The organism is Gilliamella sp. GillExp13 (genome assembly GCF_001690815.1).
Classification (GTDB): domain Bacteria; phylum Pseudomonadota; class Gammaproteobacteria; order Enterobacterales; family Orbaceae; genus Gilliamella; species Gilliamella bombi.
Window position 1 is genome coordinate 1 of record NZ_LZHJ01000160.1, and the last position, 24508, is coordinate 24508.

Genomic DNA, 24508 nt, shown 5'->3' on the forward strand with positions numbered 1-24508 from the left:
ATGTGCTTGATAGGCTTGATTAGGTTTTGAGTTTCTTTCTATCTCTCGACTTATTGTCGAAGGATGTCTATTGAGTAGCTGGGCTATCTCTTTTTTATTCTTTCCGGCTTGTAATAATACGAAAATCTGGTATCTTTCCTTCCTAGAAAGGTGATTATAATACATAGCAATCTCCAAACTGTGGTGGTGCGAAGGTGCTAGTATAAATCACCTTTCTACTTTCTTCACTCCACCGTGTTTAAAATTGCACTTCATGTTTGAATCCAGGAACATTAGTTGTATAAAGAATTCACACACTATAATGAAATACTATTTATCATATAACTGTACCATCGGGCGCTAGTCTACACTTTTTTAATAGTCAAGGCTCGCATATTTATATGAATACCCTTACTGTATTAGTTCTCTCGCCTACTACTCTATACCATTTAACTTGCGGCGTATAATTTAAGCAAAAACTATGGAGGATGAATTCGATTTTTGTTCAATAGGATAAAAATTGTTTGTCAAAAACTTTCAGGTAACTATGTGTTTTAGTATAAAACTACTTATAATTAATTTTGATATCATATAAAGTAATTAAACCGTTTGGCTAGTATTGTTTTTAAAATTATAGTACTTATTTAATTTTATTATATTTATTTCTTAGTAGACGTTATAATCATTCATGAATTAACTAGCTGGATATGAATATGTTAAAAAAATTGATATTGATTGCTTTGTTGTTACCTATCACCGTATTTGCTGCTAAAAAAGAGTGTGGGATTAAGCCCAGTTATGACATTACGATAAATAGAGAAAGTGTACATATTTTTGATAAAAAAAATGATTTAATTATCATGCCAAATGGTAATGTCATTTTAAATAAAGAAACGATATCACTTAATCCATCATTACAAAAAGAACTGATTCAATTTCAGCAAGATTTACGTCAACAGTTGCCGCTACTAGAACAACAATCATTAAGCCTTTTAACTGAAGTTAAAGAAACTTTTGAAAAAGCAATAAAAAATCAATTGGGCGATGATAATGAGCTAAAAAGCGAGTTAAACAAATTATATAAACGTTTAGTTAAGTTGTTACATGCATCAATTATTACTGAAAATGGTAATACGCGATTTTCTTACCGACATTTTAATAATATCAAAAAAGATGGAGAAGATATTGGTCAACGCATTTTTTATAATGTTGTGGGCGGAAGTATTTTGCATTTCGAATTTTTTAAAAATTATGGAGCAATTAAACAAATTTCTAAAAATGAATGGAAGGCTCAAAAACCTAAATTAAAAGCTTTTGATGCTCATATTTGTTCAGTTATTACAGATATTGATGCTCAATACAAACAAATATTGAGTCAACTTAATCAATCAATTCATAACTAAATAGACATTAATAAAAACTTTTGCGAAAATGATACCTCTAATAAGATAGTTAAACGGAAGCTTATGACTGCACAAATAATTGATGGGAAAGTATTAGCACAACAAATACGTACTGAAATTGCCAATAAGGTCAAAATGCGTATTGAAAAAGGACTATCAGTCCCAGGATTAGCAGTAATTCAAGTCGGTTCAGATCCTGCATCAAAAATCTATGTTAAAAATAAGCAAAAGGCTTGTGATGATGTTGGTTTTGTTTCATTTGCTTATGACTTTACCTCGACGACCACCGATGAATTATTAGCATTAATTGATGAACTAAATCAACGTTTAGATGTGCATGGTATTTTAGTACAACTGCCTTTACCTGATAATATTGATAAAACTAAGGTTCTTGAACGTATTGATCCAAGTAAAGATGTCGATGGCTTTCACCCATATAATATTGGACACTTGCTACAACGTGATCCAATCTTGCGACCATGTACTCCTTATGGCGTAGTCAAAATGCTAGAATCCACTGGCATAAATCTGTCAGGTTTAAATGCTACCATTGTAGGGGCATCAAGCATTGTGGGTCGTCCAATGGCATTAGAGTTATTATTATTAGGTTGCACAACAACCATTACCCATAGTCGTACTATTGATTTAGCAAAACATGTTAGCAATGCGGATATTGTTGTTGCGGGAGTAGGTATTGCTAATTATGTTAAGGGTGAGTGGATAAAACCGGGTGCAATCGTTATTGATGTCGGTATCAATCGTTTGCCAGATGGTAAACTTGCAGGTGATGTAGAGTTTGATGTTGCTGTTAAAAGAGCAGGATGGATCACACCGGTTCCTGGTGGTGTTGGTCCAATGACCGTTGCTATGTTAATGAGCAATACATTAGAAGCATGTGAAAAATTTGGTAAATAATTTATATTAATTCAGATTTACTAAATTTTATTCCAAAGATATATATTAAAAAAGGATTATACAATGATTACATTTCACACTAATTTAGGTGATATTAAAATCAGAACTTTTGATGATAAAGCGCCCGAGACTGTTAAAAATTTTGTTGAATATTGCAAAGAAGGCTTTTATAACAATACAATATTTCATCGTGTTATTAATAATTTCATGATTCAAGGTGGTGGTTTTGAGCCTGGAATGAACCAAAAAAAGACAAAATCACCAATTAAAAACGAAGCAAATAACGGCCTAAAAAATGAACGTGGTACTTTAGCAATGGCACGCACATCAGATCCTCATTCGGCAACTGCGCAATTTTTTATCAACGTGGTTGATAATGATTATCTCAACTTTCGCTCTGCGGACATTAATGGTTATGGCTATTGTGTTTTTGCACAAGTTGTTGATGGGCTTGATGTGGTTGATAAAATAAAAGCTGTTAAAACAGAACGCAGTGGTATGCACTCTGATGTTCCTGTTGAAGATGTTATTATTACGAGTGTCACGGTTGAATAATCCTGTTCGTTATTTTATTGCTGATATTCATTTAGCAGATAATGAGCCTGCTTTAGGTTATATTAATATAGCCGCAGGCTTTTTGTCTTTTTTGGATACTTTGCCCGACAACTGCGAGCTTTACATTCTAGGCGACCTTTTTGATTACTGGGTTGGGGATGATGTAAAAACAAACTTACATTATCAAATTGCGCAGGCTTTACAAGCCTTATCAAAACGTAATATAAGAAAATATTTCGTTCATGGTAATCGTGATTTTTTATTGGGGGAAAAGTATGCGCAACAATGCGAAATGACCTTACTACCCGAGATTAATTGCCTTTCTAATCAAGGAAAAAACATCATTTTTTTACATGGTGATTTACTGTGTATTGACGACCATCAATATCAAAATTTCCGAAAAGTTATGCATAATAAATGGCTTCAAAAATTATTTTTATTTTTACCACTTTTTATTCGGTTGAAAATTGCAGCTAAGTTACGAAAAAAAAGTAGTCAACATAATCAACTCAAATCTGAAAATATCATGGATGTAAATCAGCAAGCAGTTATTGAAATGATGTTTAAACATAATGCAGATATTATGGTGCACGGTCATACACATAAACCTGCTGTACATCATTTTCAAATTGAAGGCAACACTGCAACTCGTGCGGTGCTTGGTGCTTGGCATGATGGCGTGACATATATTAAACAAGCGGAAAATAGTAATACTTTAGAGCTTTATAACCATTCTTTTAAATAGTCACTTTGTAAAACATGTTCGGTCTTACCAAACTCAATCAGCTTACCTTGATCTAAAATTACAACATTATCGGCTATTTGTTTAACTTCATTAATATTATGTGTTACATAAATAATGGGTATATTTAGCTCATTAGTTAATTTATTAATATAAGTTAACAGTTCTTTTTTTCTTGGCATATCGAGAGCTGAAAGCGGTTCGTCCATTAATAGTAATAAAGGGTTGGTTAATAGTGCTCGACCAATTGCAACTCGCTGTTTTTCTCCACCAGATAACATGGCAGGATAACGATTTAATAATGGTCGGATATTAAGTACATTAACTATTTCATCAAATCTTAATTGCTTGAAATTTTTAGCACCATAAATCAGATTTTTAATAACTTTATAATGAGGGAAAAGTAATGCATCTTGAAAAACGGTACCAATATGCCGATTTTCAGGAGTAACAAAAAGGTGTTTATCGCAATCAACTAGTGGTAAGCCATTCAACTGGATTTGGCCTTGATCAGGTTTAATTAATCCATTAACAAGGTTTACTAGTGTGGATTTTCCCGAGCCAGAAACGCCTAAAATAGCAGTAACCCCTTGGCAGGCTATCTCGTGATTGAATTGGAACGAAAACGAAGCAAGTTGTTTGCGAACATCTATTTTTAACATATTGATTATCCTGCTAACTTCTTTTTATGCCATCGATTTAACAATTCGGATAAAAAAAGTGCGATTAGTGATAACACAACCGAAATAATACACAGCCGTAATGCACCTTGTTCACCATTGGGAATTTGTAGCAACGTATACATTGCTAATGGTAAGGTGCGGGTTTCATCTTGAATATTTGACACAAAAGTGATTGTTGCACCAAATTCCCCTAAGCAACGGGCAAAACCCAATACAATTCCCATAAGAATACCAGGAAAGGCTAATGGTAAAGTAATAGTTATAAAAACTCGCCACTTATGGGCTCCAAGAGTCCGAGCAACGTTTTCAAGGCGTGTATCAATTGATTCAATGGCTAAGTGAATTGAACGCACCATTAATGGAAATGCAACTACTGCCGAAGCTAAAGCTGCACCTTGCCAATTAAAGCTAAAGCTAATATTTAAATGGCTACTCAACCACTCGCCAATAATGCTACGTCGTCCCATGGTTATTAACAACAAATAACCTAAAACAACTGGTGGTAAAACAAGAGGAAGATGCACGAGGCTATCAAATAGCGATTTACCAAAAAATTGACAGCGTGCCAATATCCAAGCGGTTAAAATGCCTATTGGCAAACTAAAACCAATTGCTGTGGCGGCTATCTTTAAACTAAGTAGCAAGGTTTGCCATTCAAATTCAGTTAATAACATAGTTTTATAAAATTATTTACTTATTAAATTACTTGGTTATAAATCCATATTTTTCAAAAATAGCTTTAGCTTGTGGTGAATTTAAATATTTATAAAAATCAGTTGCTTTTTGATTCAACAAAGTGATGGGATATTCGATAGACTTAAATGTATCATCAGGAAAGGATCCAATTATTTTTACCTTATTGCTTATTTTAGCATCGGTACTATATACAATACCAAGCGCAGCTTCATTACGCTCAACTAGTACCAAAGCGTCTCTTACATTACTTGCAGGAGCAAATTGTGGCGATAATTTATTAAATACCCCTAAATTAGTTAATGATTCTTTTGCATACATCCCTGCTGGTACATGATCAGGATCACCAATAGCTATTCTTTCACCTTTAGGTAAAATAATTTCCCAATTGGTATTTTTATTAATTGAAACATTCTCTAAATGTGAGTTTTGGGGAGCAATAAGCACCAATGTATTTTTTAATAAATCGTGTTTATTTTTAGTTAAATTATGCTCAATAAGATAAGTCATCCACTTTTGATCTGCTGACATAAATATATCCGCAGGTGCACCTTGTTCAATCTGTTTAGCTAATACTGATGATGAAGCAAATGAGAATACAATATTTGCATCTTTATGTTCTGCTTTATAAGATGCAGCGATATCTTGCATAGCATTAGTCAATGAGGCAGCGGCAAATATAGTCATTTTTTCAGCAGCTGAAACTGAAAAAGTCATTGCCATCATTAAGATAATTCCAATAATTTTTTTCATTCTGTTCCTCACAATAAAATTGAGTTAATTTTAACTGTTAATATTATTTATCCAATTGATTATTATGATTTATTATGTTATTTGGCAAATTATTAAATGACCGTTATATAAAATATAACATATCGATGCTAGCAGAATTTATATATAAAGTACAATTAAAATTCATTTAAGCTGATACGATATGATAATCAACAAGATTTTTAACAAGTTTTGAAGGAATGCCAAAAAGGGTCTACAATAATCACTATTATCTCTTCATCTCTTCCAAATTGATTAGTCGGTTCTTCATGGTGTTAAATTATGTTTTCTCCTGAAATTTTATTAACGTTAAATATAAAACAGCAGTTATTTACTGATCCAAGGCGTATTGCGTTATTAAAAGCAATTGAACAGACGGGGTCATTAAGTCAGGCTGCCAAGCAAATTGGTATTAGTTATAAAACCGCATGGGATGCCATTAATGAAATAAGTAAATTAGCACCTAAACCTTTTTTAATTACTGCAATTGGTGGTAAAAATGGAGGAGGCACTAAACTGAGTGCTTATGCAGTTAGATTTATCCAACTCTATGATCTATTAACTCAACTACAACAAAATGCTTTTAACATACTAAATGATGACAAAGTACCTTTAGATGATATTTTAAAAGCTACAGCTAGACTATCATTACAAACCAGTGCACGAAATCAATTATATGGTACGGTTAAGCAGATTCAAACAAATGATGTTGCTGGTTTTATTACAGTGCTACTTAGTGATAATCAAACTGAGTTAAAAGTTTACATTACTCAATCAAGTATTGAACGGCTAAAGTTGAGTACGGACAAAACAGTATTGCTGTTAATTAAAGCTCCATTAATTGAATTAAAAAATGAAATCGAGAACGAAAACTGCTTGTCGGTTACCGTTCAAAAAATCACTACTGATGGCATTTGGAGTGAAATTGCTTTTACACTATCTTCTGGCATAGTGCTTTATGCTAACAAATTAGCCAGTGAAGTAAAAAAGTCGGCCTTAGCTACAGGCAAACAATCAAAACTATTTATTAATCCACAAAATATTATTGTTGCGACATTAGTTTAGCAATATGAGGTTATCATGCTACAAATAGAAAACGCACATTTTAAAATTAGTGACTACCTAGTTTTTACTATTGAATCACTTACAATAAATCAAGGCAGTAATGTTGCATTTGTGGGGCGTAATGGCAGCGGTAAATCTATACTAGTTAAAGCATTGGCTGGTGAGCAAACATTATTATCAGGCAAAGTAATTAATCAATTTAACTCCATAGCACACATATCGTTTGAACAGCTACAAAAACTAATTGATGATGAATGGAAACGCAATAATACAGATATGCTAAGCGAAGGTGAAAACGATACAGGATTAACCACTCAGCAAATTATACAAGAAAATAATTTTAATCAAGTACTTTGCCAAAAATTAGCAACACAATTTGGAATTGAACACCTATTAACGAAACGCTTTAAATACCTTTCAACTGGTGAAACACGCAAAGCCTTAATCTGTCGAGTTTTGATGCAGCAACCTGATTTTCTGATATTAGATGAGCCTTTTGATGGCTTAGATGTGACATCACGTGAAAACTTAGCCGAAATACTAGCAGATCTTGCTAAGCAAGGTATCACAATTGTCCTTGTTTTAAATCGATTTAATGAAATTCCTACTTTTATTGAAAATATTGGCATACTAGCCGACTGCCAACTATTGAAAATTGATACAAAAGATACAATATTAAACGATACAACTGTTAAGCAATTAGCTGATTTGGAAAATATTTCCAATATGCCATTACCAGAAGCCGACGAACCACCAACTCAATTAGCGGATCAATTAGATCGAGTCATATTAAATAATGGTTATGTATATTATGATGATAAAGCAATCATTAATGGATTAACTTGGCGAGTAAAAGCCAAACAAAATTGGCAAATAGTTGGACCTAATGGCGCAGGTAAATCAACGTTATTAAGTTTAATAACTGGCGATCATCCGCAAGGGTATAGCAATGATCTCACTTTATTTGGTCGTAAACGAGGTTCGGGTGAAACGATTTGGGATATTAAACGCCATATTGGTTATGTTAGTAGCAGCTTACATTTGGCTTATCGAGTTAGTTCTAGCGTTAAAACTGTGTTATTGTCAGGCTATTTTGATTCGATTGGTGTCTACCAAGCTACCAGTGATAAACAAGCTAAATTGGCTGATGAATGGCTACAATTACTAGGGTTACAAACGCAGGCGGATAAACCCTTTCAATCGCTTTCTTGGGGACAGCAAAGATTAGTATTGATTGCCAGAGCGTTGGTTAAACATCCGACACTGCTTATTTTAGATGAGCCATTGCAAGGGCTCGATCATCTTAATCGAGAATTAGTAAAACGTTGGATAGATCGTTTAATTAGTGAAGGGTACACGCAGTTGCTATTCGTGTCTCATCACGCAGAAGATGCGCCAAAATGCATCACTCACCGATTGACTTTCATCCAAAACTTGGATCATAGCTATCAATATCAAATCGAACAGATAAATCGAATGATTAGTTAAAACTATCAAAAGCAGCGTTAAAGATAGGAATAAACATTAAAATAAAAGGGATTTTTTTTGAAATTTTATCTTGATAATTGAAAAAAGTTTATAAAGACTATATTTATAAAGTTATCCCCGTTGCCTGTGGATAACTCTGTGTGTATTTTATTGAAAAAAGCGCTAACCTCAGTAACTATCAGGATTTTTCTTAATTTGATTGTAACTTAATCATGAAATATTTTTTTGTTTTATATCAACATGTTACCGTAAATCAAGTTATAAATTAGTTGTCTTTTTTATAAATGAAAATGTTAATTGAACAAAAAATAGTAAATTTTAAAAGGTCAAGTCCTTTTGGGGATAATTTTTATTAATAGGTAAAATATTAGGTTGCGATGTAATGAAAAAATTTAAATTATGTTCCGAATTTAAGCCAGCTGGTGATCAGCCAGAAGCAATAAAAAGGATTAATCAAAATCTTGATGATGGGATTGCGCATCAAACACTATTAGGCGTAACAGGATCAGGTAAAACATTTACCATGGCAAATGTTATTGCTAAACATAATCGCCCTACAATTATTTTAGCACCAAATAAAACATTAGCCGCTCAGCTATATGGTGAAATGAAAGCCTTTTTCCCTGAAAATGCGGTTGAATACTTCGTATCTTATTATGATTACTATCAACCTGAATCTTATGTACCGTCAACCGATACATTTATTGAAAAAGATGCGTCAATCAATGAACATATAGAACAAATGCGTCTTTCTGCCACTAAATCACTACTAGAACGACGTGATGTTGTAATTGTTGCTTCGGTGTCGGCTATTTATGGTTTAGGAGCACCAGAAACCTATATGTCGATGATATTACACCTAACAAAAGGCACCATAACCGATCAGCGTTCAATCTTAACTCGATTAGCTGAATTGCAATACACTCGTAATGAAATAGGTTTTAGTCGTGGTACATTTCGTGTTCGAGGAGATGTTATAGATATTTTTCCAGCTGATTCAGACGATCTTGCTGTGCGCGTAGAGTTATTTGATGATGAAGTCGATCGAATTGTTATGTTTGATCCGCTTACAGGTAATAGCATAAATGAAGTATCGCGGATAACAATTTATCCAAAAACGCACTATGTCACACCAAGAAACATTATGGAAAACGCTATTGCGCAAATAAAGCAAGAGCTTAAAGAACGTCAAAAAGTTCTGTTAGACAATAATCGTCTATTAGAGGAGCAACGTTTAACTCAGCGGACATTATTTGATATTGAAATGATGACCGAATTGGGGTATTGCTCTGGGATTGAAAACTATTCACGCTTTTTAGCTCAGCGTAATCCGGGCGATCCGCCAGCAACCTTATTTGATTATTTGCCACCTGATGGATTACTTTTTATTGACGAATCTCACGTGGCTATTCCACAATTAGGAGCAATGTATAATGGTGACCGTTCACGTAAACTTAATCTGGTTGAATATGGCTTTCGGTTGCCATCAGCACTAGACAATCGACCGTTAAAATTTGCTGAATTTGAAAACATCATGCCACAAACTATTTATGTGTCAGCAACACCAGCTAAATACGAGATTGAAAAATCAGGTAATGAAATTATTGAACAAGTAGTTAGACCTACAGGTTTATTAGATCCTATTATCGAAGTTCGACCAGTTGCAACGCAGGTTGATGATCTATTATCTGAAATCAAAATTCGTATCAATAACCAAGAGCGTGTTTTAGTGACCACATTAACTAAACGTATGGCAGAAAACTTAACTGATTATCTGTCAGAACATAATATAACTGTAAAATATTTGCATTCAGACATCAATACGGTTGAACGTATGGAAATTATTCGTGACCTACGTTTAGGTAAAGTTGATGTACTTGTGGGCATTAACTTATTGCGAGAAGGTTTAGATATACCTGAAGTCTCACTAATAGCAATATTGGATGCTGATCGCGAAGGTTTTTTACGTTCAGAAAGTTCACTAATTCAAACCGTAGGGCGTGCAGCTCGTAATGTAAATGGTAAAGCCATATTATATGCTGATAGAATAACCCCTGCTATGCAAAAAACGATTGATGAAACTGCCCGTCGTCGTAAAAAACAGGAAGACTTTAATACAGCACACGGCATTACACCAAAATCAGTACGCAAAGAAATTAAAGACGTATTAGAGGCAGGTTTAAGTACCAAAAAATCAACAGCCAAAGTACAAGCATTTGAACCAGGCAAACCTTATCAGTATGTCTCAGTTAAAGAAGTACAGGCAAAAGTGAAAGAGCTTGAAGCAATGATGTACGAAGCGGCTAAGAATCTTGAGTTTGAAAAAGCTGGTGTACTGCGTGATGAAATAAAAAAATTGCGTGCTGATTTTATTAAAGTATCTTAATAACTCATCTAACAAGGAAAATATGATGACAATAACACGAATTGATCCAGATAACCGCTGGTCTGAAGCAGTGATCCATAATAACGTTATTTATTACACAAGTGTTCCAGCTGATCTTGAAAATGACGCTTATGTACAGACCAAAAGTGCATTAGCTGAAATTGACAAAATATTAGCCCGAGCTAACAGTGATAAATCACGTATATTAGATGTAACATTATTTTTAGTTAATAAAAGTGACTTTGCCGCTATGAATAAAGCATGGGACGAATGGGTAGCTAAAGGTAGTGCACCAGTACGTTGTACAGTGCAAGCAGGGTTAATGAAAAAAGAATATTTGATAGAAATTAAAATCGTGGCAGCAGTAAAAGGCTAACTTTTTCTTCACCGCCGATACTATTCGGCGGTATCACTTTGTTTATCATCTTCATTCTGCTGGGAACATGTATTTTAATTGCTAACAGATAAAATCCTTACTATCCCCATTAATTAAATTTTAGTGTATACTTCACATACATCTTATTTTAATTATTCATACATTTGCCATGCATACTCAACCTAGAATTGCCATAGTAATGGGTTCCAAAAGCGATTGGACTACTATGCAACACGCAGCCGACATCCTTGATGCGTTAACAATTCCTTATCATGTTGAAATCGTTTCTGCTCACCGTACCCCTGATAAATTATTTTGTTTTGCTGAAGATGCTAAACAAAAAGGCTTTGATGTAATCATAGCTGGTGCTGGCGGTGCGGCTCATTTGCCAGGTATGTTAGCTGCTAAAACGCTGATTCCTGTATTAGGTGTTCCTGTGCAAAGTGCTGCATTAAGTGGAGTAGATAGTCTCTATTCTATTGTTCAAATGCCTAAAGGTATTCCTGTTGGTACTTTAGCAATAGGTAAATCTGGTGCAGCGAATGCGGCATTACTTGCTGCACAGATTCTAGCTCTACATGATAAAGAAATATATCAACGTTTATCAACATGGCGATTAACTCAAACTGATGAGGTACTAAATAACCCAGATCCAAGAGTGAATGCATAATATGAAACTTCAATCTGTTTGTGTACTAGGTAACGGGCAATTAGGGCGAATGCTTAAGCAAGCAGGCGAACCAATAGGTATAAAAGTTTATCCAGTTGGATTAGATGTAGATCCTACCGTCATTCCATATCAACAGTCAGTAATAACAGCTGAAATTGAGCGATGGTCAGATACTCCGTTTACACAAATTTTAGCTAAACATTCGCATTTTGTTAATCGAGATGTCTTTCCTATTATTGCCGACCGTTTAACGCAAAAACAGCTACTTGACGAACTTGGTTTACCGACAGCGAAATGGTTTTCGCTTGATCACCCTCAAGATTGGTCAACGTTATTTACTGAACTTGGCGATCGATTAATTGTTAAACGTAGAACTGGCGGTTATGATGGACGAGGGCAATGGCGAATTGCTATTAATGGTCCAATAACTGTACCTGATGATATCTATCAGCACGCTATTGTTGAACAGGCTATCCCGTTCGAAAAAGAGATGTCATTAATAGGCGCTCGTAATGCAAAAGGTGAAACAGTATTTTATCCCCTTACCAATAACTTCCACCAAGACGGCATCTTAAAAATAAGTGTTGTACAACCTAACAAATCAGATTCATTACAAATAAAAGCAGAACAAATGCTATCTGCTATTATGCATAAATTGAATTATATTGGCGTAATGGCAATGGAATGCTTTATTGTTGGTAATGAACTACTGATCAACGAACTTGCTCCACGAGTACATAATAGTGGTCATTGGACGCAAAATGGAGCTTCAATTAGCCAATTTGAATTACATCTTCGTGCTATATTGGGGCTTCCATTTCCTAAGCCAGATGTATTTACGCCATCAGTTATGGTTAACTTAATTGGCACAGAATTAAATTTAAATTGGTTATCAATTGATTTGGTACATCTTCATTGGTATGAAAAAGAAGTTAGAGTTGGACGTAAAGTAGGGCATTTAAATTTAACCCATAACCAAACAAACAAATTGTTAAAAGCATTAGAGAATTTAATACCGTTATTACCTAATGATTATCAAAAAAGTATTGAATGGGCAAAACAAACATTAGCAATTTGAAGATTTAAAACAATTAAGGTGATTAAATTAAGGATGAACCCATGATCAACTTTAACCAAAAAATTAATTATCAGCGTTATGCTAGCAAACAGCGTGAAGCTCTGTCTGATGAGTACTCAATAGTACGCTGTTTTGAAAGTGATCGTGGACGCATCATAAACTCAGCCGCTATTCGTCGCCTACAGCAAAAAACGCAAGTTTTTCCATTAGAACGAAACTCAGTAGTTAGAACAAGACTTACTCACTCTATGGAAGTGCAACAAGTTGGGCGATACATAGTCAAAGAAATCGTTAATCGCCTTGGCAATGCTGGAAAATTAAAAAAATATGGGCTTGATAATTGTATAATGGCGATTGAAAGCCTAGTTGAAATGGCTTGTTTAATGCATGATATTGGTAATCCTCCATTTGGTCATTTTGGTGAGGCTGCCATTAATAAATGGTTTACTCTACGTTTAGGTCTTGGCAGAGCAACAGATTATCGATTTCTTGAAATAAATGTTAGTGATAAAGAAGAAATAAAAGAACTTAAAACTAAAATTCGCCAAGATTTATCAAGTTTCGAAGGTAATGCACAAGCAATTCGTTTAGTGCATACAATATTACGTCTCAATTTAACTTACTCTCAGATTGCTTCAATTATGAAATATTCTAAACCAGCTTATTGGTCTAAGCCGGTACTGCCAGAATTTTCTTATTTAATGAAAAAAGCAGGTTATTATTTATCAGAAGAACCATTTATTGAGGAGTTATCTAAACAGCTTGATATCAAACCATTTCATCGTTATCCATTTACCTATATTATGGAAGCCGCCGACGATATCTCATATTGCATTGCCGATCTAGAAGATGCGGTTGAAAAGAAAATTCTAACAGTAAAACAGCTTTATACTTACTTAGCTGAGGCATGGGGACCGATTAAAAAAGGTGATCTGTTTGATACCGTTGTCAATCGCCCTTATGAAAATCTAAATCAAAATGGTTTTGATGCGATAGGCATCGACCAATTTTTTATGTACCTACGTGTCAACACTATTGGCAAATTGGTACCACATGCTGCTGAACGCTTTATTGAAAATATTGAAGAAATTTATCACGGCTCATTTAATCATGCCTTACTTGAAGATCATGGTGCAGAATATAAATTACTCAATATTTTCAAAACAGTTGGACTTGAACATATATTTAACCATGAATCGGTTGAAAATATTGAACTTCAAGGGTACCGAATTATTAGTGGATTACTCGATATTTATAGCCCACTGCTTGATATGCCTACTAACGACTTTTTGAAATTGGTTGAGGATAAACATCACAAAAATTATCCTATTGAAACTCGCTTATATCATAAATTATCCTCAAAACATTGTGTCGCTTATAAACAAGCAGTTAACAAACTCAATATAAATAAAGCGGAAAATTTTGCGTGTATGGAATTCTACTATCGATGTCGCTTATTGCAGGATTATATTAGCGGCATGACAGATCACTTTGCTTATGACGAATATCGCAAGTTAATGGTGACATTCTAGATCCTATTAATTTTTATAACAGCTAAGCACCACTAATATGCATTGGCACCATATTAGTGCGCTGCTAAATAATAAATCTAATTAACTATTTGTTATCTTTTGTTTTAACCTTCCAATCAAAACAGCTGAACTTTAATTTTATGATAGCTATATTTTTATAAATTAAGTTGTAGTAGCAAATTCAATTCAAGTTAATTTTTTTGGCACACTCTTTGCATAATTTAATCTGTAACTCACAATTTTTAGGAGCGATTGATGAAATTAGTTACCGTAGTTATAAAACCTTTCAAATTAGAAGAAGTCCGAGAAGCCTTATCTAATATAGGTATTACAGGATTAACTGTTACCGAAGTTAAAGGTTTTGGACGACAAAAAGGTCATGCCGAACTTTACCGTGGTGCAGAATATAATGTCAATTTTCTACCTAAAGTTAAAATTGATTTAGCTATTAGAGATGATGAACTTGACCAAGTTATTAGTACAGTTACTAAAGCAGCATATACTGGCAAAATTGGTGATGGAAAGATTTTTGTCAGTTCACTTGAACATGTAGTGCGTATACGTACTGGTGAAACCGATGACTCGGCATTGTAATTGATTGTTAAGGAAATCATTATGTTGAAAAAAATTATTCCCTTTTTAGTTATTTTATTCTCAAGTTCAGCTTTTGCCGAAGAAGCTGCTGTAGTTGATAAAGCGGATAACGGCTTTATGATGATCTGTACCGCCCTAGTACTTTTTATGTCGGTGCCAGGGATTGCTTTGTTTTATGGTGGATTATTACGTTCTAAAAATGTGTTATCGATGTTAACACAAGTACTAGTAACTTTTTCGTTAATAGCGGTGCTATGGATTGTTTACGGTTATACACTTGCTTTTGGTGAAGGGAACTGGTTTTATGGCAACTTTAACCATTTTCTATTAACAGGGATAGGTATTACAGATGTGTCAGGATCGATTTACGAGCTAATTTGGATAGCATTCCAAGGATCATTTGCTTGCATTACTTGTTGCTTAATTCCAGGTGCTTTTGCTGAGCGAATTCGTTTTTCAGCAGTATTAATATTTATGGTGTTATGGTTTACATTTTCATATATTCCCATGGCGCACATGGTATGGGGAGGCGGAATTTTAGGTGATGAAGGAGCACTTGATTTTGCTGGTGGTACGGTAGTACATATTAATGCTGCGATTGCAGGACTAGTGGGTGCTTATCTGATTAGAAATCGTATAGGCTATAATCGTGAACCACTAAAACCATTTAACCTACCTTATGTCTACCTTGGAGCTGCTATTCTTTATATAGGTTGGTTTGGCTTTAATGCAGGATCATCAACGCATGCAGATGAAATCGCAGGTTTAGCCTTTATTAACACTGTTGCAGCTACAGCAGCAGCGGTTTTGGCATGGACATTCGCAGAATGGTTTTTACGAGGTAAACCATCTTGCCTTGGTTCGGCATCAGGAGTGATAGCGGGATTAGTTGGTGTAACACCAGCGGCAGGTCTTGTTGGTGTAGGTGGTGCTATGTTAATAGGGCTTATTTGTGGTTTTGCTGGTGTCTGGGGAGTATCAACACTCAAAAGAATTCTAAAAGTTGATGATACATGTGATGTATTTGGTGTACACGGCGTATGTGGAATTGTGGGTTGTATATTAACTGGTATATTTACATCAGAATCGTTAGGAGGTATTGGTTATGCCGAAGGCATTACAATGGCAACTCAAGTAGGAATACAATTGATGAGTGTTATTACCTGCGTAGTTTGGACTACAGTGGTTGCTTATATTGCTTATAAAATTGCAGATATCATTGTTGGCTTAAGAGTATCAGAAGAACATGAAAGAGAAGGTCTGGATATTAATAGCCATGGCGAAAGTGCTTTTAATAGTTAATCACTAACCGAAACAGTCATTAATTAAAAATTAGATATAAAAACAGATTTAAACTCAAAATAATTTACAGGGAGATATTCCTGTAAATTATAGCTTTTATTATTATAGGAATTACTTGATATTTACTGATACGAGGTTTGATAATTAAAATTTAAATTGCAAGATAATTGTGTATTTTAGGTTTTCTGTATATGAAAGAGGATTACTTGTAATAGTCTTTAAATTATCAGTCACCGATTGAATATAAAATGAATCTATGATTTTACCTTTTTGATACTAAAAAAGTGTAAACATATCATCTTTACATTTCTTTACAAAAAAGTCCGCTAAAAAACTAGTCAATCACCCCTTAAACGGCTATACTTTAATCGCTTTAGAAAGACAAGCTTATTAAATAAGCGAATAAACATAAAAATTCAAATAAAACAAAATATTACTTGACAGGTGAAACGAAATGCAGTACCATTTTAGGCACAAGGCACAAGGCACAAGGCACAAGGCACAAGCAAACTTATGTCTTAAATTTATCAAATAATCCTATTCGACGAGTTTTTGCACGAAACTCATTTATATCATCGAAATTATCTCTTGAATTATTTTCAAAAATCCCATTGGCATTAGCGCCGTTGTTGTTATTGCTGTACTCATTAGAATCACAGGCATTATCGGCCACGACTTCTGAGCGCATTCATGGTACTGCGCCTTATTTAACCTTTGATGGCGGCGCGACTCATGCTGATTCAGTTAGTCCCTTATTATCAGTAACATTGCCTGGAAACAAAATTATTACTGTATCAAATGATAGCTCAAGTATGGAAAACCCATTAGTGTTAGATAAACTTTTAGCCACTTTTGCAGATATCAAGACATTAGTACCGCATGGGGATTATCCAGAAGTATTGGCAGATAAAGTGATTGATGACAATGGTTATTGGAAGGATGATGATGGCGATACACTTCATCGTGTCAATTCAAGTAAATTAAAAATTAAATGGCAAAATTTATATGGTCAAGATATTACTAATTATGTGAAGGATAACTCAGATAAAGCATTAAATGGCTGTGATGCACCTTATCAATTGACGTTAGAAGTGGAAGATGTGAGCATTAAGACAGAATATGGTATTCCTTCTGAAAGTGATAAATTTACTGGAAATAGGCATACCTATTATCTTTATCCCAAAATGGATAAACCACAATTTTGTTATGCTATGCCTAATTTAGAATATGATTGGCATTCAAATGATATACCTTACGATGGTGCAGTTTCTTCTCTTAACGATCCGCATGGTGATTGGAATAAATATAGAGGGTTTTATGCTTATAATCCAGCGAATCCTGGAGCAAACTTTCCAACCACAGGCTCTCATAATTTATTTTTTTACTTGAGTGTTGCAGGAATGAAAGCGCAAGATATAGTAAATAAAAATGGTCGAACAATTTCGACGGGAGGGGTAACATTAACGTTAAATGCTGAAAATAAGCTACCTACAGGGCTTGTAAAAATTAACTTAACGGGTCCTAAGGAGAGTAATCCTGGTTCTTTTATTCCTTCAACATTTTATTTACACGATAAAAACAATGACCCATTGTATAATTTTAGATTAGAGCGTTGGTATGTCACTAAAAAAGGTGGTGCAGGGGGGTATCAAAATGCAGTAGCATTTTGTGATAACTTTAATGGTGGTGGATATCGTATGACCAAAGTGCTTGATTTTACTAATTCAAGACGTTACGATTGGCAGAATGGTATAGCAGACGAAAGCTATTTACGAAAAATTAGTTATAAAGTGAATGGTTATTGGATGGGAGGATTATTTAGCGAATGGGGACGTATGACTCAGATTTATTATAAAGATAGTGATTGGGAATATTTTCGTGTTGGCGATCCTGCTTGGGGAGACTATAGAGGGTATTATTGGACATCAGATTCAGGTCAAAAAGCGTACAATATCAATGTCGTTGTAGAGACAAATACAGGTATTGTTGGTGGTAGAGATCATTCGGATCAAGACTATAGAGTAGCCTGCGTTAGCCCTTAGTTATATGTAAGAATTATTTATGTTTTTATGGTAATTTGATAAATACTGTAATAAATATACATAAAAAAACAAAATTGTAGGAAAACGCCGAGTTGTTTACTTTTCATGGTTAAAATAATCCTCTAAAAACGCATAAGGCGTTTTTAGAGGATTAGTCCAACATTTAGTTTTAATTAACAATATTCCCGATAAACACGTTTGTGATATCCACTGATAGCCTAGCTTTTTAATATGATTAAAACATTTAGGAAGAAATCAGGGTAAATGTTTTTCGGCTATCTTGCTAAATATTAGAGTAATTATTGGATCATTTAATAATTTAGGTCGATAATAGTAAGCATAACAGCTTAATTTTACAATAGCACATCACGGCAATTGATTTTTTGTTAACAGCTTTATTTAATCATCCCAAAGCATAATTGCATGATCTTCAGTTAATATTAACGGCGGTGCAAAAATATACTCTTTGACTTTAGCTGGTAAAACCTGCATGTCATTAAAGTTAAATTGTAACTCAGGATAAACATTAGCGATTTCTTTTATACGGGTATCAAGTAATTCCTTTATTTTATTCGATTCTTTTGTAATAGCTATTTCGTCTTTTAACATGCCAATTTGTTTTTTATGGTGCTCTGACTCAAATATTTCATGAAAAACAAAAGAAAATCCCTTTTTGTTATTGGTTCTGTCACAATCGGGGCATTCTCTATATTCAGGATGATGCAATTTAAGTTCTTTAACACGCAAAGCAATAATTTCGTCGATATGATCGGTATAATAATTTAATGTAGGATCTAAATAAGCCAGCGTTCTGTGTTCAGGTATTGCGCTATTACTATGCACTAAGGTAAATAAAGTTTTTTTTAATATCTTCATTTTTGTAACTTCCTTTTAATTAAAATAAAAAGATAACAAGACCTTAATAAATAAAAGAGGCTGTTAATTTTATGTAAAAATGTTTTTGGTTGACATAATACTTAAATATAAAAAAACAACAAAAATTAAAATAACTCATTATGTTATAATAAATATTTAAATTAATGAATTTAAGTTTCAAAGCATAGGTACTTAAAATAATAAAATACTATTAAGAACAACTGCTATCAGAAAATGAAAAGTCTTATTTACTTATAAACCTTACTTAAAGGTTAATTACGGTATATTATCAATACAGTAAAACATTATTGCTTAATAGTAAAAACTTAATAAGCGAATGACTACCTATTTAAAAATAATCACTTTTTTAAGACAGATTTAATTTTGGAAAGTTCAATAATATCGCTAATTTTATCTTTTAGTTAAAGATCTTACGTCTAATTTTATAGACAAATACATAACGAAGTTAATCAATATATCATAATAATTTTTAATATATTTAACTATTAAAGCTATTTAAAATAGTGCAGAGCACGGAATGATTTATTTTTTAGTAAAAAACTAGCAATATCGGTTAAATTATAAGACGAACATAATTATGGTGATGATTGTTGGGTTTTCAATGCCTTTGGATATTACAAATAATCAACCTAATATATAGGATTTCCTTACGCTGTTTACAGGAATTGAAACAAATACGGCGATTAACATACTTTTTATTGCAGTAGTTTTAATTGATATGCGGCATAATCAGCAAATAGTTAGTGATACAACAGATACAAACAAAATTTTAAGTGATTTGCTCACTTTTATAATAATAAAGTTAAACAACATAAGGCGATTTTAAATAAAACACCTTATGAGTTTTTAGAGAATTATTTTAACTGTGAAATATAAACAAATTGGTGTTTTCCTACATTTTAAGGCGAAAATGTCAGATGAGCTAACTATTTTTAAAGTTTGCTCTTTTTGATATGTTTTAAATTAGGTAAAGCAATTGCCAGAAGAATAATACCCACTCCAATCCATTGATTAAAATGGACCGATTCGCGTAAATAAAAATATGAACAAGTGACCGCCACAGGCAATTCTGCTGCCGACAAAATGGCACTTAATGAAATTCCAATTCTTGGAATTCCTACCGAAAACAAAAAAGGTGGCAATACAGTACCTAGTAATGCTAATAAAAATCCTAATTGATAAAGTTTGTCGCTAATATCAAGTTTGAAGAAAAATAAAGGTGGAAATATCAAAAAAGTAATAATACATGCGCCGGTAATCATCCACGCACTTTTTTCAAGCTTAGGTAATTCGTTACCAATATTGCTGCTAGTACTAATAAAGAGTGAATACATCAGTGCTGCTAAAAAACCAAAAAAACAACCAGCTAAATTTAAACTAATATCTTGATTAAAAATACCTGCTGCTAAGCAGCTACCTAAGATAATTACAATAATCGCTGAAAGTTGAATAATACTAGGTTTGTTTTTGAAAAAAATAAAATCAATAAAGACGCTAATCCACAAATATTGCATTAATAAAATAATTGCAATTGATGCAGGCACTAGTTGTACGCATTGGTAATAACAAATACCGACTAATCCAGGAAATAGACCAACAGCGCAGATCTTCCATTTTTTTGTCAATTTTGTATTCTTTTCTGTTGGAGTCTCTAATCGTGTGTTTGTTGATGTAGATACTTTTGGGGAGCGTATTATTTTGACAATAAAGTGAATACTCCATAACATTAACATTCCCAAAAAACATTGGATACCAGTGACTTCACCTAATTTATACCCGTCTTGATAAGCCGTCTTAACGATAGAAGATAGTACACCAAAGCTACATGCACCTAATAAAACCAGTAAACTGCCTAAAAATTTATCTTTCATATCTAAATCTCGTAACAAAAAATAACATTGCCGATAATTGTCGGCTAAAAAACACAATAAAAGACATTAGGGGAAGGATTATTAAATTCATTCCCCAGATGTCTTTTCAATAAGTTAAATCAATCAAATTACAATGATAATTAATATTTCAAAATCTATTAATCTCAACGGATAAGTGATTATGTAGCGCACTTACTTTTAGTATGGTCATAATTAAATGAATAATAAAAAACAACACCTAACACAAGTGCATATGTGGCAAAAATTAGCCAAATTGTTTGCCAATCTTTAAGACCATCATGTGTACACATGTCAACAACATAACCACTTAAAATCGAGCCAAAATAAGCGCCAATACCATTAACCATGGTCATAAACAGTCCTTGAGCACTGGCTCGAATATTTGAACTGACTTCTTTTTCAATGAAAATAGAGCCTGAAATATTAAAAAAGTCAAATGCACAGCCGTAAACGATCATTGAAAGCATTAATAGCACAAAACCAAAAGGTGTTGGATCGCCAAATGCAAATAAACCAAATCGCAAAGTCCAAGCTATTAAGCTTATCATTATGACTTTTTTGATGCCAAATTTTTTGAGAAAAAATGGGATGGTTAAGATAAATGCGACTTCAGCCATTTGTGAAACCGATAATAAAATAGCTGGGTATTGCACAATCAAGCTATCTTTAAATTCTGAGACTTTACCAAAATCATGCAAGAAAGCGCCACCAAAAGTATTAGTGATTTGTAGTATCGCACCAAGCAACATAGCAAAAAGAAAAAAAACAGCCATAACTGGTTTTTTGAATAATACAAAAGCATCTAATCCTAAATAGGAAACCCAAGACTGTTTTGGGTTTTTAGATACAGTAATATTTGGTAATGTTGTACTATAAACAACAAGTACAGCGGATGCTGCGCAGGCAACATAGAGCTGAGCATTACTCAACTCGAATTTGCATAAACTAATTGTCCACATTGCAATGATAAAACCGACTGTACCAAATACTCGTATTTTAGGGAAAATGGTTACCGAATCTAAGTTATGTTGATCCAAACAGTGGTAGCTAATAGAGTTAGATAATGCAATGGTTGGCATAAAAGCTAACGCATTGCCTAACATCACCCAAAATAAAATAGCTGAATTATTAACTGATGCTGCATAAAAAAGCGCAATGGCACAAACAGAATGACAAAGCATATATAGATATTTAGCTTGCAAAAATTTATCGGCAATAATACCAATAATAAATGGTGTAATTAATGCCGCTAAACCTTTTGTACTAAAAATCATCGATACTTCAACACCAGAAAAGTGTAAAGTATTAAATAGATAAGCACCAAAAGTGGCTAACCAGCTTCCCCAAATGAAATATTGGAAAAACATCATTATTTTCAATCTATTCTTTATGTTCATTGTTTATTCCTAAAATAAAGTGAACTTTTTATAGAAAATTACCAATAAAAAGTATTGGTTAGAAACGTGCAATCGTTTTTGTTATAAGTTTTAAAAAGGTTGATTTAACACGTTCTGCTGTCTCTATAACTTCTTCGTGTCCTAATGGTTGATCTAAAATTCCGCAAGCCATATTAGTTAGGCACGAAATTCCAATGGTTTTAATGCCTGAATGGTGTGCGATAATTGCTTCAGGCACGGTTGACATACCAACAGCATCAGCACCTAAAACACGAATCATTCTAATTTCGGCAGGTGTTTCATAAGTTGGACCTGTCCACCAAGCATAAACACCTTGTTGTAAGGTAATATTAAGTTCTTTGGCTACATCAATTACTGTTGAGCGCAATTGCTTATTATAAACCTCACTTACATCTAAAAAGCGCACACCTAAATCAGGGTTATTTGGTCCAATAAGAGGATTGTTGGCAGTAAGATTAATGTGATCGGTAATCAACATTAAATCGCCTGGTTTAAAACTCGTATTGACTGCACCACATGCATTAGTGATAATTAATTTTTCAACACCAAGCATCTTCATTACACGAACAGGGAAAGTAACTTGATCTAACGAAAAACCTTCGTAATAGTGAAAGCGTCCTTTCATTGCCACAACTGTTTTGTCTCCGCATTGGCCAATGACTAATTCATTTGCGTGGCCAACGGCTGCTGATTTGGCGAAATGTGGAATTGTGTCATAAGGAATATGAGCAGCATCTTCAAGAGTGTCGGCAAAAGGTCCTAAACCTGAACCAAGAATAATCCCAATTGTTGGTTTTTTGTTTGTGTGTTTCTGAATAAAATTAACGGCTTGTTGAATATCTGAAGTCTGATGCATGATAGTATCCTTTCAAAAAAATTAATGCTAAGCTAAAGTAAAATAGGTGAATATAATAAAACAGTGATAACCTATTGCTTAGTTTAATTGGGTAAAATCCCATAAAATAATTAAAAAACAAAATAATTTTTGTTTTCAACATATATTATGATGATCTTCGTCTAATAAAGGAAGATGCGAATTGATATATCTTAGAATGAATTAGAAAAATTTCTTTTTTATTTTTATTATTCAATATATTAAATTTAGATTAATTTAATCACCAAAATGAACAATATAAAAGGTTTTCTTAGATAAGACGATCATCGCCAGAATAGATCACACCTTTATCGCCTCTAAAGAATCCAACCAAAGTTAAATTACACTGTTTAGCCAAATCAACCGCCATTGAAGTTGCTGCCGAAACAGCTAATAAAAATTCCACGCCACAATTAGCTGTTTTTTGCACCATCTCGTAGCTAGCACGGCTTGATACTAACACTACACCGTGTTGATACTCAGGGTTATTTAACAATTGCATAGCTCTAAAGCCAAGTAGTTTATCTAAAGCTACATGTCGACCGATATCTTCAAATCCAGCGATAAATTGTCCTTTTAAATCTAGCCACACAGCTGCGTGAGTGCATCCAGTTTGTTTACCGACTTGTTGAACATGCGATAAATAGCTTAAGCTGTCACTAAAATCAGCTAAATCAATCTGACTTATTAATGGTAAAGTAGGAATATCTTGGCAGACTTGCTCTATCTGCTCAGTACCGCAAATACCGCATCCTGTTCGTCCAGCTAAATTACGTCGTTTTTCTTTTAGCTCGCTAAAGCGTCGTGACGAAAGCTCAATGTGTACTTCTATGCCTTTTGGGGTATCAATAACATCAATGCCATAAATATCATTAACCGAATGAATAATATTTTCCGTTAACGAAAATCCAATAGCAAAATAATCCAAATCTTTTGGTGTCGCCATCATCACTACATGTGAAATTCCGTTATAAATTAAAGCAACTGGCTTTTCGATAGCTAACATATCAGGTTGAAAATGTTGTAACTTACTGTTTTTAAATTTACGTACTGGAATTGATTTAACACCGATCGCCATTAATTGCCTCTTTCTAATTTGGTTATAATCAAGACTACTATCAGCACAAGATCAACTATTAATAATTCTAAAATG

The 24508-nt window shown here is 33.6% G+C and carries 23 protein-coding genes; 14 read left to right on the top strand and 9 right to left on the bottom strand.

Features of this window, described 5'->3' with window-relative positions:
- The coding region (locus tag A9G37_RS13725) for a helix-turn-helix domain-containing protein (RefSeq protein WP_141671205.1) at positions 1–165 on the bottom strand (165 nt) is incomplete at its 3' end.
- A gap of 527 nt (positions 166–692) precedes the next feature.
- Here A9G37_RS13725 and A9G37_RS11415 point away from each other — a divergent pair.
- From A9G37_RS11415 to A9G37_RS11430, 4 genes are all read left to right on the top strand, one after another.
- Positions 693–1382, top strand: a complete 690-nt coding sequence (locus tag A9G37_RS11415; protein WP_065575577.1) for a DUF2884 family protein — start codon at positions 693–695, stop codon at positions 1380–1382.
- 63 nt (positions 1383–1445) lie between these two features.
- Positions 1446–2297, top strand: a complete 852-nt coding sequence (gene folD, locus A9G37_RS11420) for a bifunctional methylenetetrahydrofolate dehydrogenase/methenyltetrahydrofolate cyclohydrolase FolD (protein ID WP_034912064.1) — start codon at positions 1446–1448, stop codon at positions 2295–2297.
- Between the two features lie 63 nt (positions 2298–2360).
- Complete coding sequence (ppiB, locus tag A9G37_RS11425) at positions 2361–2852, top strand: peptidylprolyl isomerase B (RefSeq protein ID WP_034912070.1); 492 nt, start codon at positions 2361–2363, stop codon at positions 2850–2852.
- Positions 2845–3597: a UDP-2,3-diacylglucosamine diphosphatase gene (locus A9G37_RS11430; protein ID WP_034912073.1), complete on the top strand. Its 753-nt coding sequence runs from the start codon at positions 2845–2847 to the stop codon at positions 3595–3597. The genes ppiB and A9G37_RS11430 overlap by 8 nt, the downstream gene beginning before the upstream one ends.
- Here the strand turns inward: A9G37_RS11430 and modC are convergent.
- The 3 genes from modC to modA are packed head-to-tail and all read right to left on the bottom strand — an operon-like array spanning position 3576 to position 5735.
- Positions 3576–4256: a molybdenum ABC transporter ATP-binding protein gene (gene modC / locus A9G37_RS11435; RefSeq protein ID WP_034912079.1), complete on the bottom strand. Its 681-nt coding sequence runs from the start codon at positions 4254–4256 to the stop codon at positions 3576–3578. The two genes, A9G37_RS11430 and modC, sit on opposite strands and share 22 nt — an antisense overlap.
- Positions 4257–4261: 5 nt before the next feature.
- On the bottom strand, positions 4262–4951 hold the full coding sequence (modB, locus tag A9G37_RS11440) for a molybdate ABC transporter permease subunit (RefSeq protein ID WP_065575578.1): 690 nt from the start codon (positions 4949–4951) through the stop codon (positions 4262–4264).
- Positions 4952–4979: 28 nt separating this feature from the next.
- On the bottom strand, positions 4980–5735 hold the full coding sequence (modA, locus tag A9G37_RS11445) for a molybdate ABC transporter substrate-binding protein (RefSeq protein ID WP_442902671.1): 756 nt from the start codon (positions 5733–5735) through the stop codon (positions 4980–4982).
- Between the two features lie 288 nt (positions 5736–6023).
- On the opposite strand from modA, the gene A9G37_RS11450 reads away from it, so the two are divergent.
- The 10 genes from A9G37_RS11450 to A9G37_RS11495 all read left to right on the top strand — a co-directional run bounded on the left by A9G37_RS11450 (position 6024) and on the right by A9G37_RS11495 (position 18274).
- A complete protein-coding gene (locus tag A9G37_RS11450; protein WP_034912100.1) occupies positions 6024–6806 on the top strand; it encodes a TOBE domain-containing protein in 783 nt (260 codons plus the stop codon).
- Between the two features lie 15 nt (positions 6807–6821).
- Entirely contained in the window at positions 6822–8294 is a 1473-nt protein-coding gene (modF, locus tag A9G37_RS11455) for a molybdate ABC transporter ATP-binding protein ModF (RefSeq protein ID WP_034912101.1), read from the top strand.
- Positions 8295–8676: 382 nt separating this feature from the next.
- The gene (uvrB, locus tag A9G37_RS11460) at positions 8677–10680 is read left to right on the top strand and encodes an excinuclease ABC subunit UvrB (protein ID WP_034912102.1); all 2004 of its coding nucleotides are present in this window, start codon (positions 8677–8679) and stop codon (positions 10678–10680) included.
- A 25-nt stretch (positions 10681–10705) separates the two neighbouring features.
- On the top strand, positions 10706–11056 hold the full coding sequence (locus tag A9G37_RS11465) for a RidA family protein (RefSeq protein ID WP_034912106.1): 351 nt from the start codon (positions 10706–10708) through the stop codon (positions 11054–11056).
- 169 nt (positions 11057–11225) lie between these two features.
- Positions 11226–11726 carry a 5-(carboxyamino)imidazole ribonucleotide mutase gene (gene purE / locus A9G37_RS11470; protein ID WP_034912110.1) on the top strand — a complete coding sequence of 167 codons (501 nt, stop codon included), beginning with the start codon at positions 11226–11228 and terminating at the stop codon, positions 11724–11726.
- Position 11727: 1 nt separating this feature from the next.
- A complete protein-coding gene (gene purK / locus A9G37_RS11475) occupies positions 11728–12804 on the top strand; it encodes a 5-(carboxyamino)imidazole ribonucleotide synthase (RefSeq protein WP_034912166.1) in 1077 nt (358 codons plus the stop codon).
- A gap of 41 nt (positions 12805–12845) precedes the next feature.
- A complete protein-coding gene (gene dgt / locus A9G37_RS11480; RefSeq protein ID WP_065575579.1) occupies positions 12846–14336 on the top strand; it encodes a dGTPase in 1491 nt (496 codons plus the stop codon).
- A gap of 255 nt (positions 14337–14591) precedes the next feature.
- A complete protein-coding gene (glnK, locus tag A9G37_RS11485) occupies positions 14592–14930 on the top strand; it encodes a P-II family nitrogen regulator (protein WP_034912116.1) in 339 nt (112 codons plus the stop codon).
- 21 nt (positions 14931–14951) lie between these two features.
- Positions 14952–16232: an ammonium transporter AmtB gene (gene amtB / locus A9G37_RS11490; RefSeq protein ID WP_034912125.1), complete on the top strand. Its 1281-nt coding sequence runs from the start codon at positions 14952–14954 to the stop codon at positions 16230–16232.
- A gap of 437 nt (positions 16233–16669) precedes the next feature.
- Positions 16670–18274 (top strand): hypothetical protein, encoded by a 1605-nt coding sequence (locus A9G37_RS11495; protein ID WP_065575580.1) that lies wholly within the window; start codon positions 16670–16672, stop codon positions 18272–18274.
- A gap of 399 nt (positions 18275–18673) precedes the next feature.
- On the opposite strand, the gene A9G37_RS11500 is transcribed toward A9G37_RS11495, so the two are convergent.
- The 5 genes from A9G37_RS11500 to fdhD form a co-directional block, all read right to left on the bottom strand.
- Positions 18674–19150, bottom strand: a complete 477-nt coding sequence (locus A9G37_RS11500) for a hypothetical protein (protein ID WP_034914483.1) — start codon at positions 19148–19150, stop codon at positions 18674–18676.
- Between the two features lie 953 nt (positions 19151–20103).
- A complete protein-coding gene (locus A9G37_RS11505; protein ID WP_034914486.1) occupies positions 20104–21042 on the bottom strand; it encodes an EamA family transporter in 939 nt (312 codons plus the stop codon).
- Between the two features lie 179 nt (positions 21043–21221).
- Entirely contained in the window at positions 21222–22460 is a 1239-nt protein-coding gene (locus A9G37_RS11510; protein WP_034914490.1) for a nucleoside permease, read from the bottom strand.
- 58 nt (positions 22461–22518) lie between these two features.
- Complete coding sequence (locus A9G37_RS11515; protein WP_034914492.1) at positions 22519–23337, bottom strand: purine-nucleoside phosphorylase; 819 nt, start codon at positions 23335–23337, stop codon at positions 22519–22521.
- A gap of 289 nt (positions 23338–23626) precedes the next feature.
- The gene (fdhD, locus tag A9G37_RS11520) at positions 23627–24433 is read right to left on the bottom strand and encodes a formate dehydrogenase accessory sulfurtransferase FdhD (protein ID WP_051634297.1); all 807 of its coding nucleotides are present in this window, start codon (positions 24431–24433) and stop codon (positions 23627–23629) included.
- Between the last annotated feature and the right edge of the window lie 75 nt (positions 24434–24508).

Excerpts from the sequence above, each read along its gene's own strand:
- A9G37_RS11415 (WP_065575577.1), top strand. The coding sequence starts at position 693 with ATGTTAAAAAAATTGATATTGATTGCTTTGTTGTTACCTATCACCGTA.
- folD (WP_034912064.1), top strand. The coding sequence starts at position 1,446 with ATGACTGCACAAATAATTGATGGGAAAGTATTAGCACAACAAATACGT.
- ppiB (WP_034912070.1), top strand. The coding sequence starts at position 2,361 with ATGATTACATTTCACACTAATTTAGGTGATATTAAAATCAGAACTTTT.
- modC (WP_034912079.1), bottom strand. The coding sequence starts at position 4,256 with ATGTTAAAAATAGATGTTCGCAAACAACTTGCTTCGTTTTCGTTCCAA.
- modB (WP_065575578.1), bottom strand. The coding sequence starts at position 4,951 with ATGTTATTAACTGAATTTGAATGGCAAACCTTGCTACTTAGTTTAAAG.
- A9G37_RS11450 (WP_034912100.1), top strand. The coding sequence starts at position 6,024 with ATGTTTTCTCCTGAAATTTTATTAACGTTAAATATAAAACAGCAGTTA.
- modF (WP_034912101.1), top strand. The coding sequence starts at position 6,822 with ATGCTACAAATAGAAAACGCACATTTTAAAATTAGTGACTACCTAGTT.
- uvrB (WP_034912102.1), top strand. The coding sequence starts at position 8,677 with ATGAAAAAATTTAAATTATGTTCCGAATTTAAGCCAGCTGGTGATCAG.
- A9G37_RS11465 (WP_034912106.1), top strand. The coding sequence starts at position 10,706 with ATGACAATAACACGAATTGATCCAGATAACCGCTGGTCTGAAGCAGTG.
- purE (WP_034912110.1), top strand. The coding sequence starts at position 11,226 with ATGCATACTCAACCTAGAATTGCCATAGTAATGGGTTCCAAAAGCGAT.
- purK (WP_034912166.1), top strand. The coding sequence starts at position 11,728 with ATGAAACTTCAATCTGTTTGTGTACTAGGTAACGGGCAATTAGGGCGA.
- dgt (WP_065575579.1), top strand. The coding sequence starts at position 12,846 with ATGATCAACTTTAACCAAAAAATTAATTATCAGCGTTATGCTAGCAAA.
- glnK (WP_034912116.1), top strand. The coding sequence starts at position 14,592 with ATGAAATTAGTTACCGTAGTTATAAAACCTTTCAAATTAGAAGAAGTC.
- amtB (WP_034912125.1), top strand. The coding sequence starts at position 14,952 with ATGTTGAAAAAAATTATTCCCTTTTTAGTTATTTTATTCTCAAGTTCA.
- A9G37_RS11500 (WP_034914483.1), bottom strand. The coding sequence starts at position 19,150 with ATGAAGATATTAAAAAAAACTTTATTTACCTTAGTGCATAGTAATAGC.
- A9G37_RS11505 (WP_034914486.1), bottom strand. The coding sequence starts at position 21,042 with ATGAAAGATAAATTTTTAGGCAGTTTACTGGTTTTATTAGGTGCATGT.
- A9G37_RS11510 (WP_034914490.1), bottom strand. The coding sequence starts at position 22,460 with ATGAACATAAAGAATAGATTGAAAATAATGATGTTTTTCCAATATTTC.
- A9G37_RS11515 (WP_034914492.1), bottom strand. The coding sequence starts at position 23,337 with ATGCATCAGACTTCAGATATTCAACAAGCCGTTAATTTTATTCAGAAA.
- fdhD (WP_051634297.1), bottom strand. The coding sequence starts at position 24,433 with ATGGCGATCGGTGTTAAATCAATTCCAGTACGTAAATTTAAAAACAGT.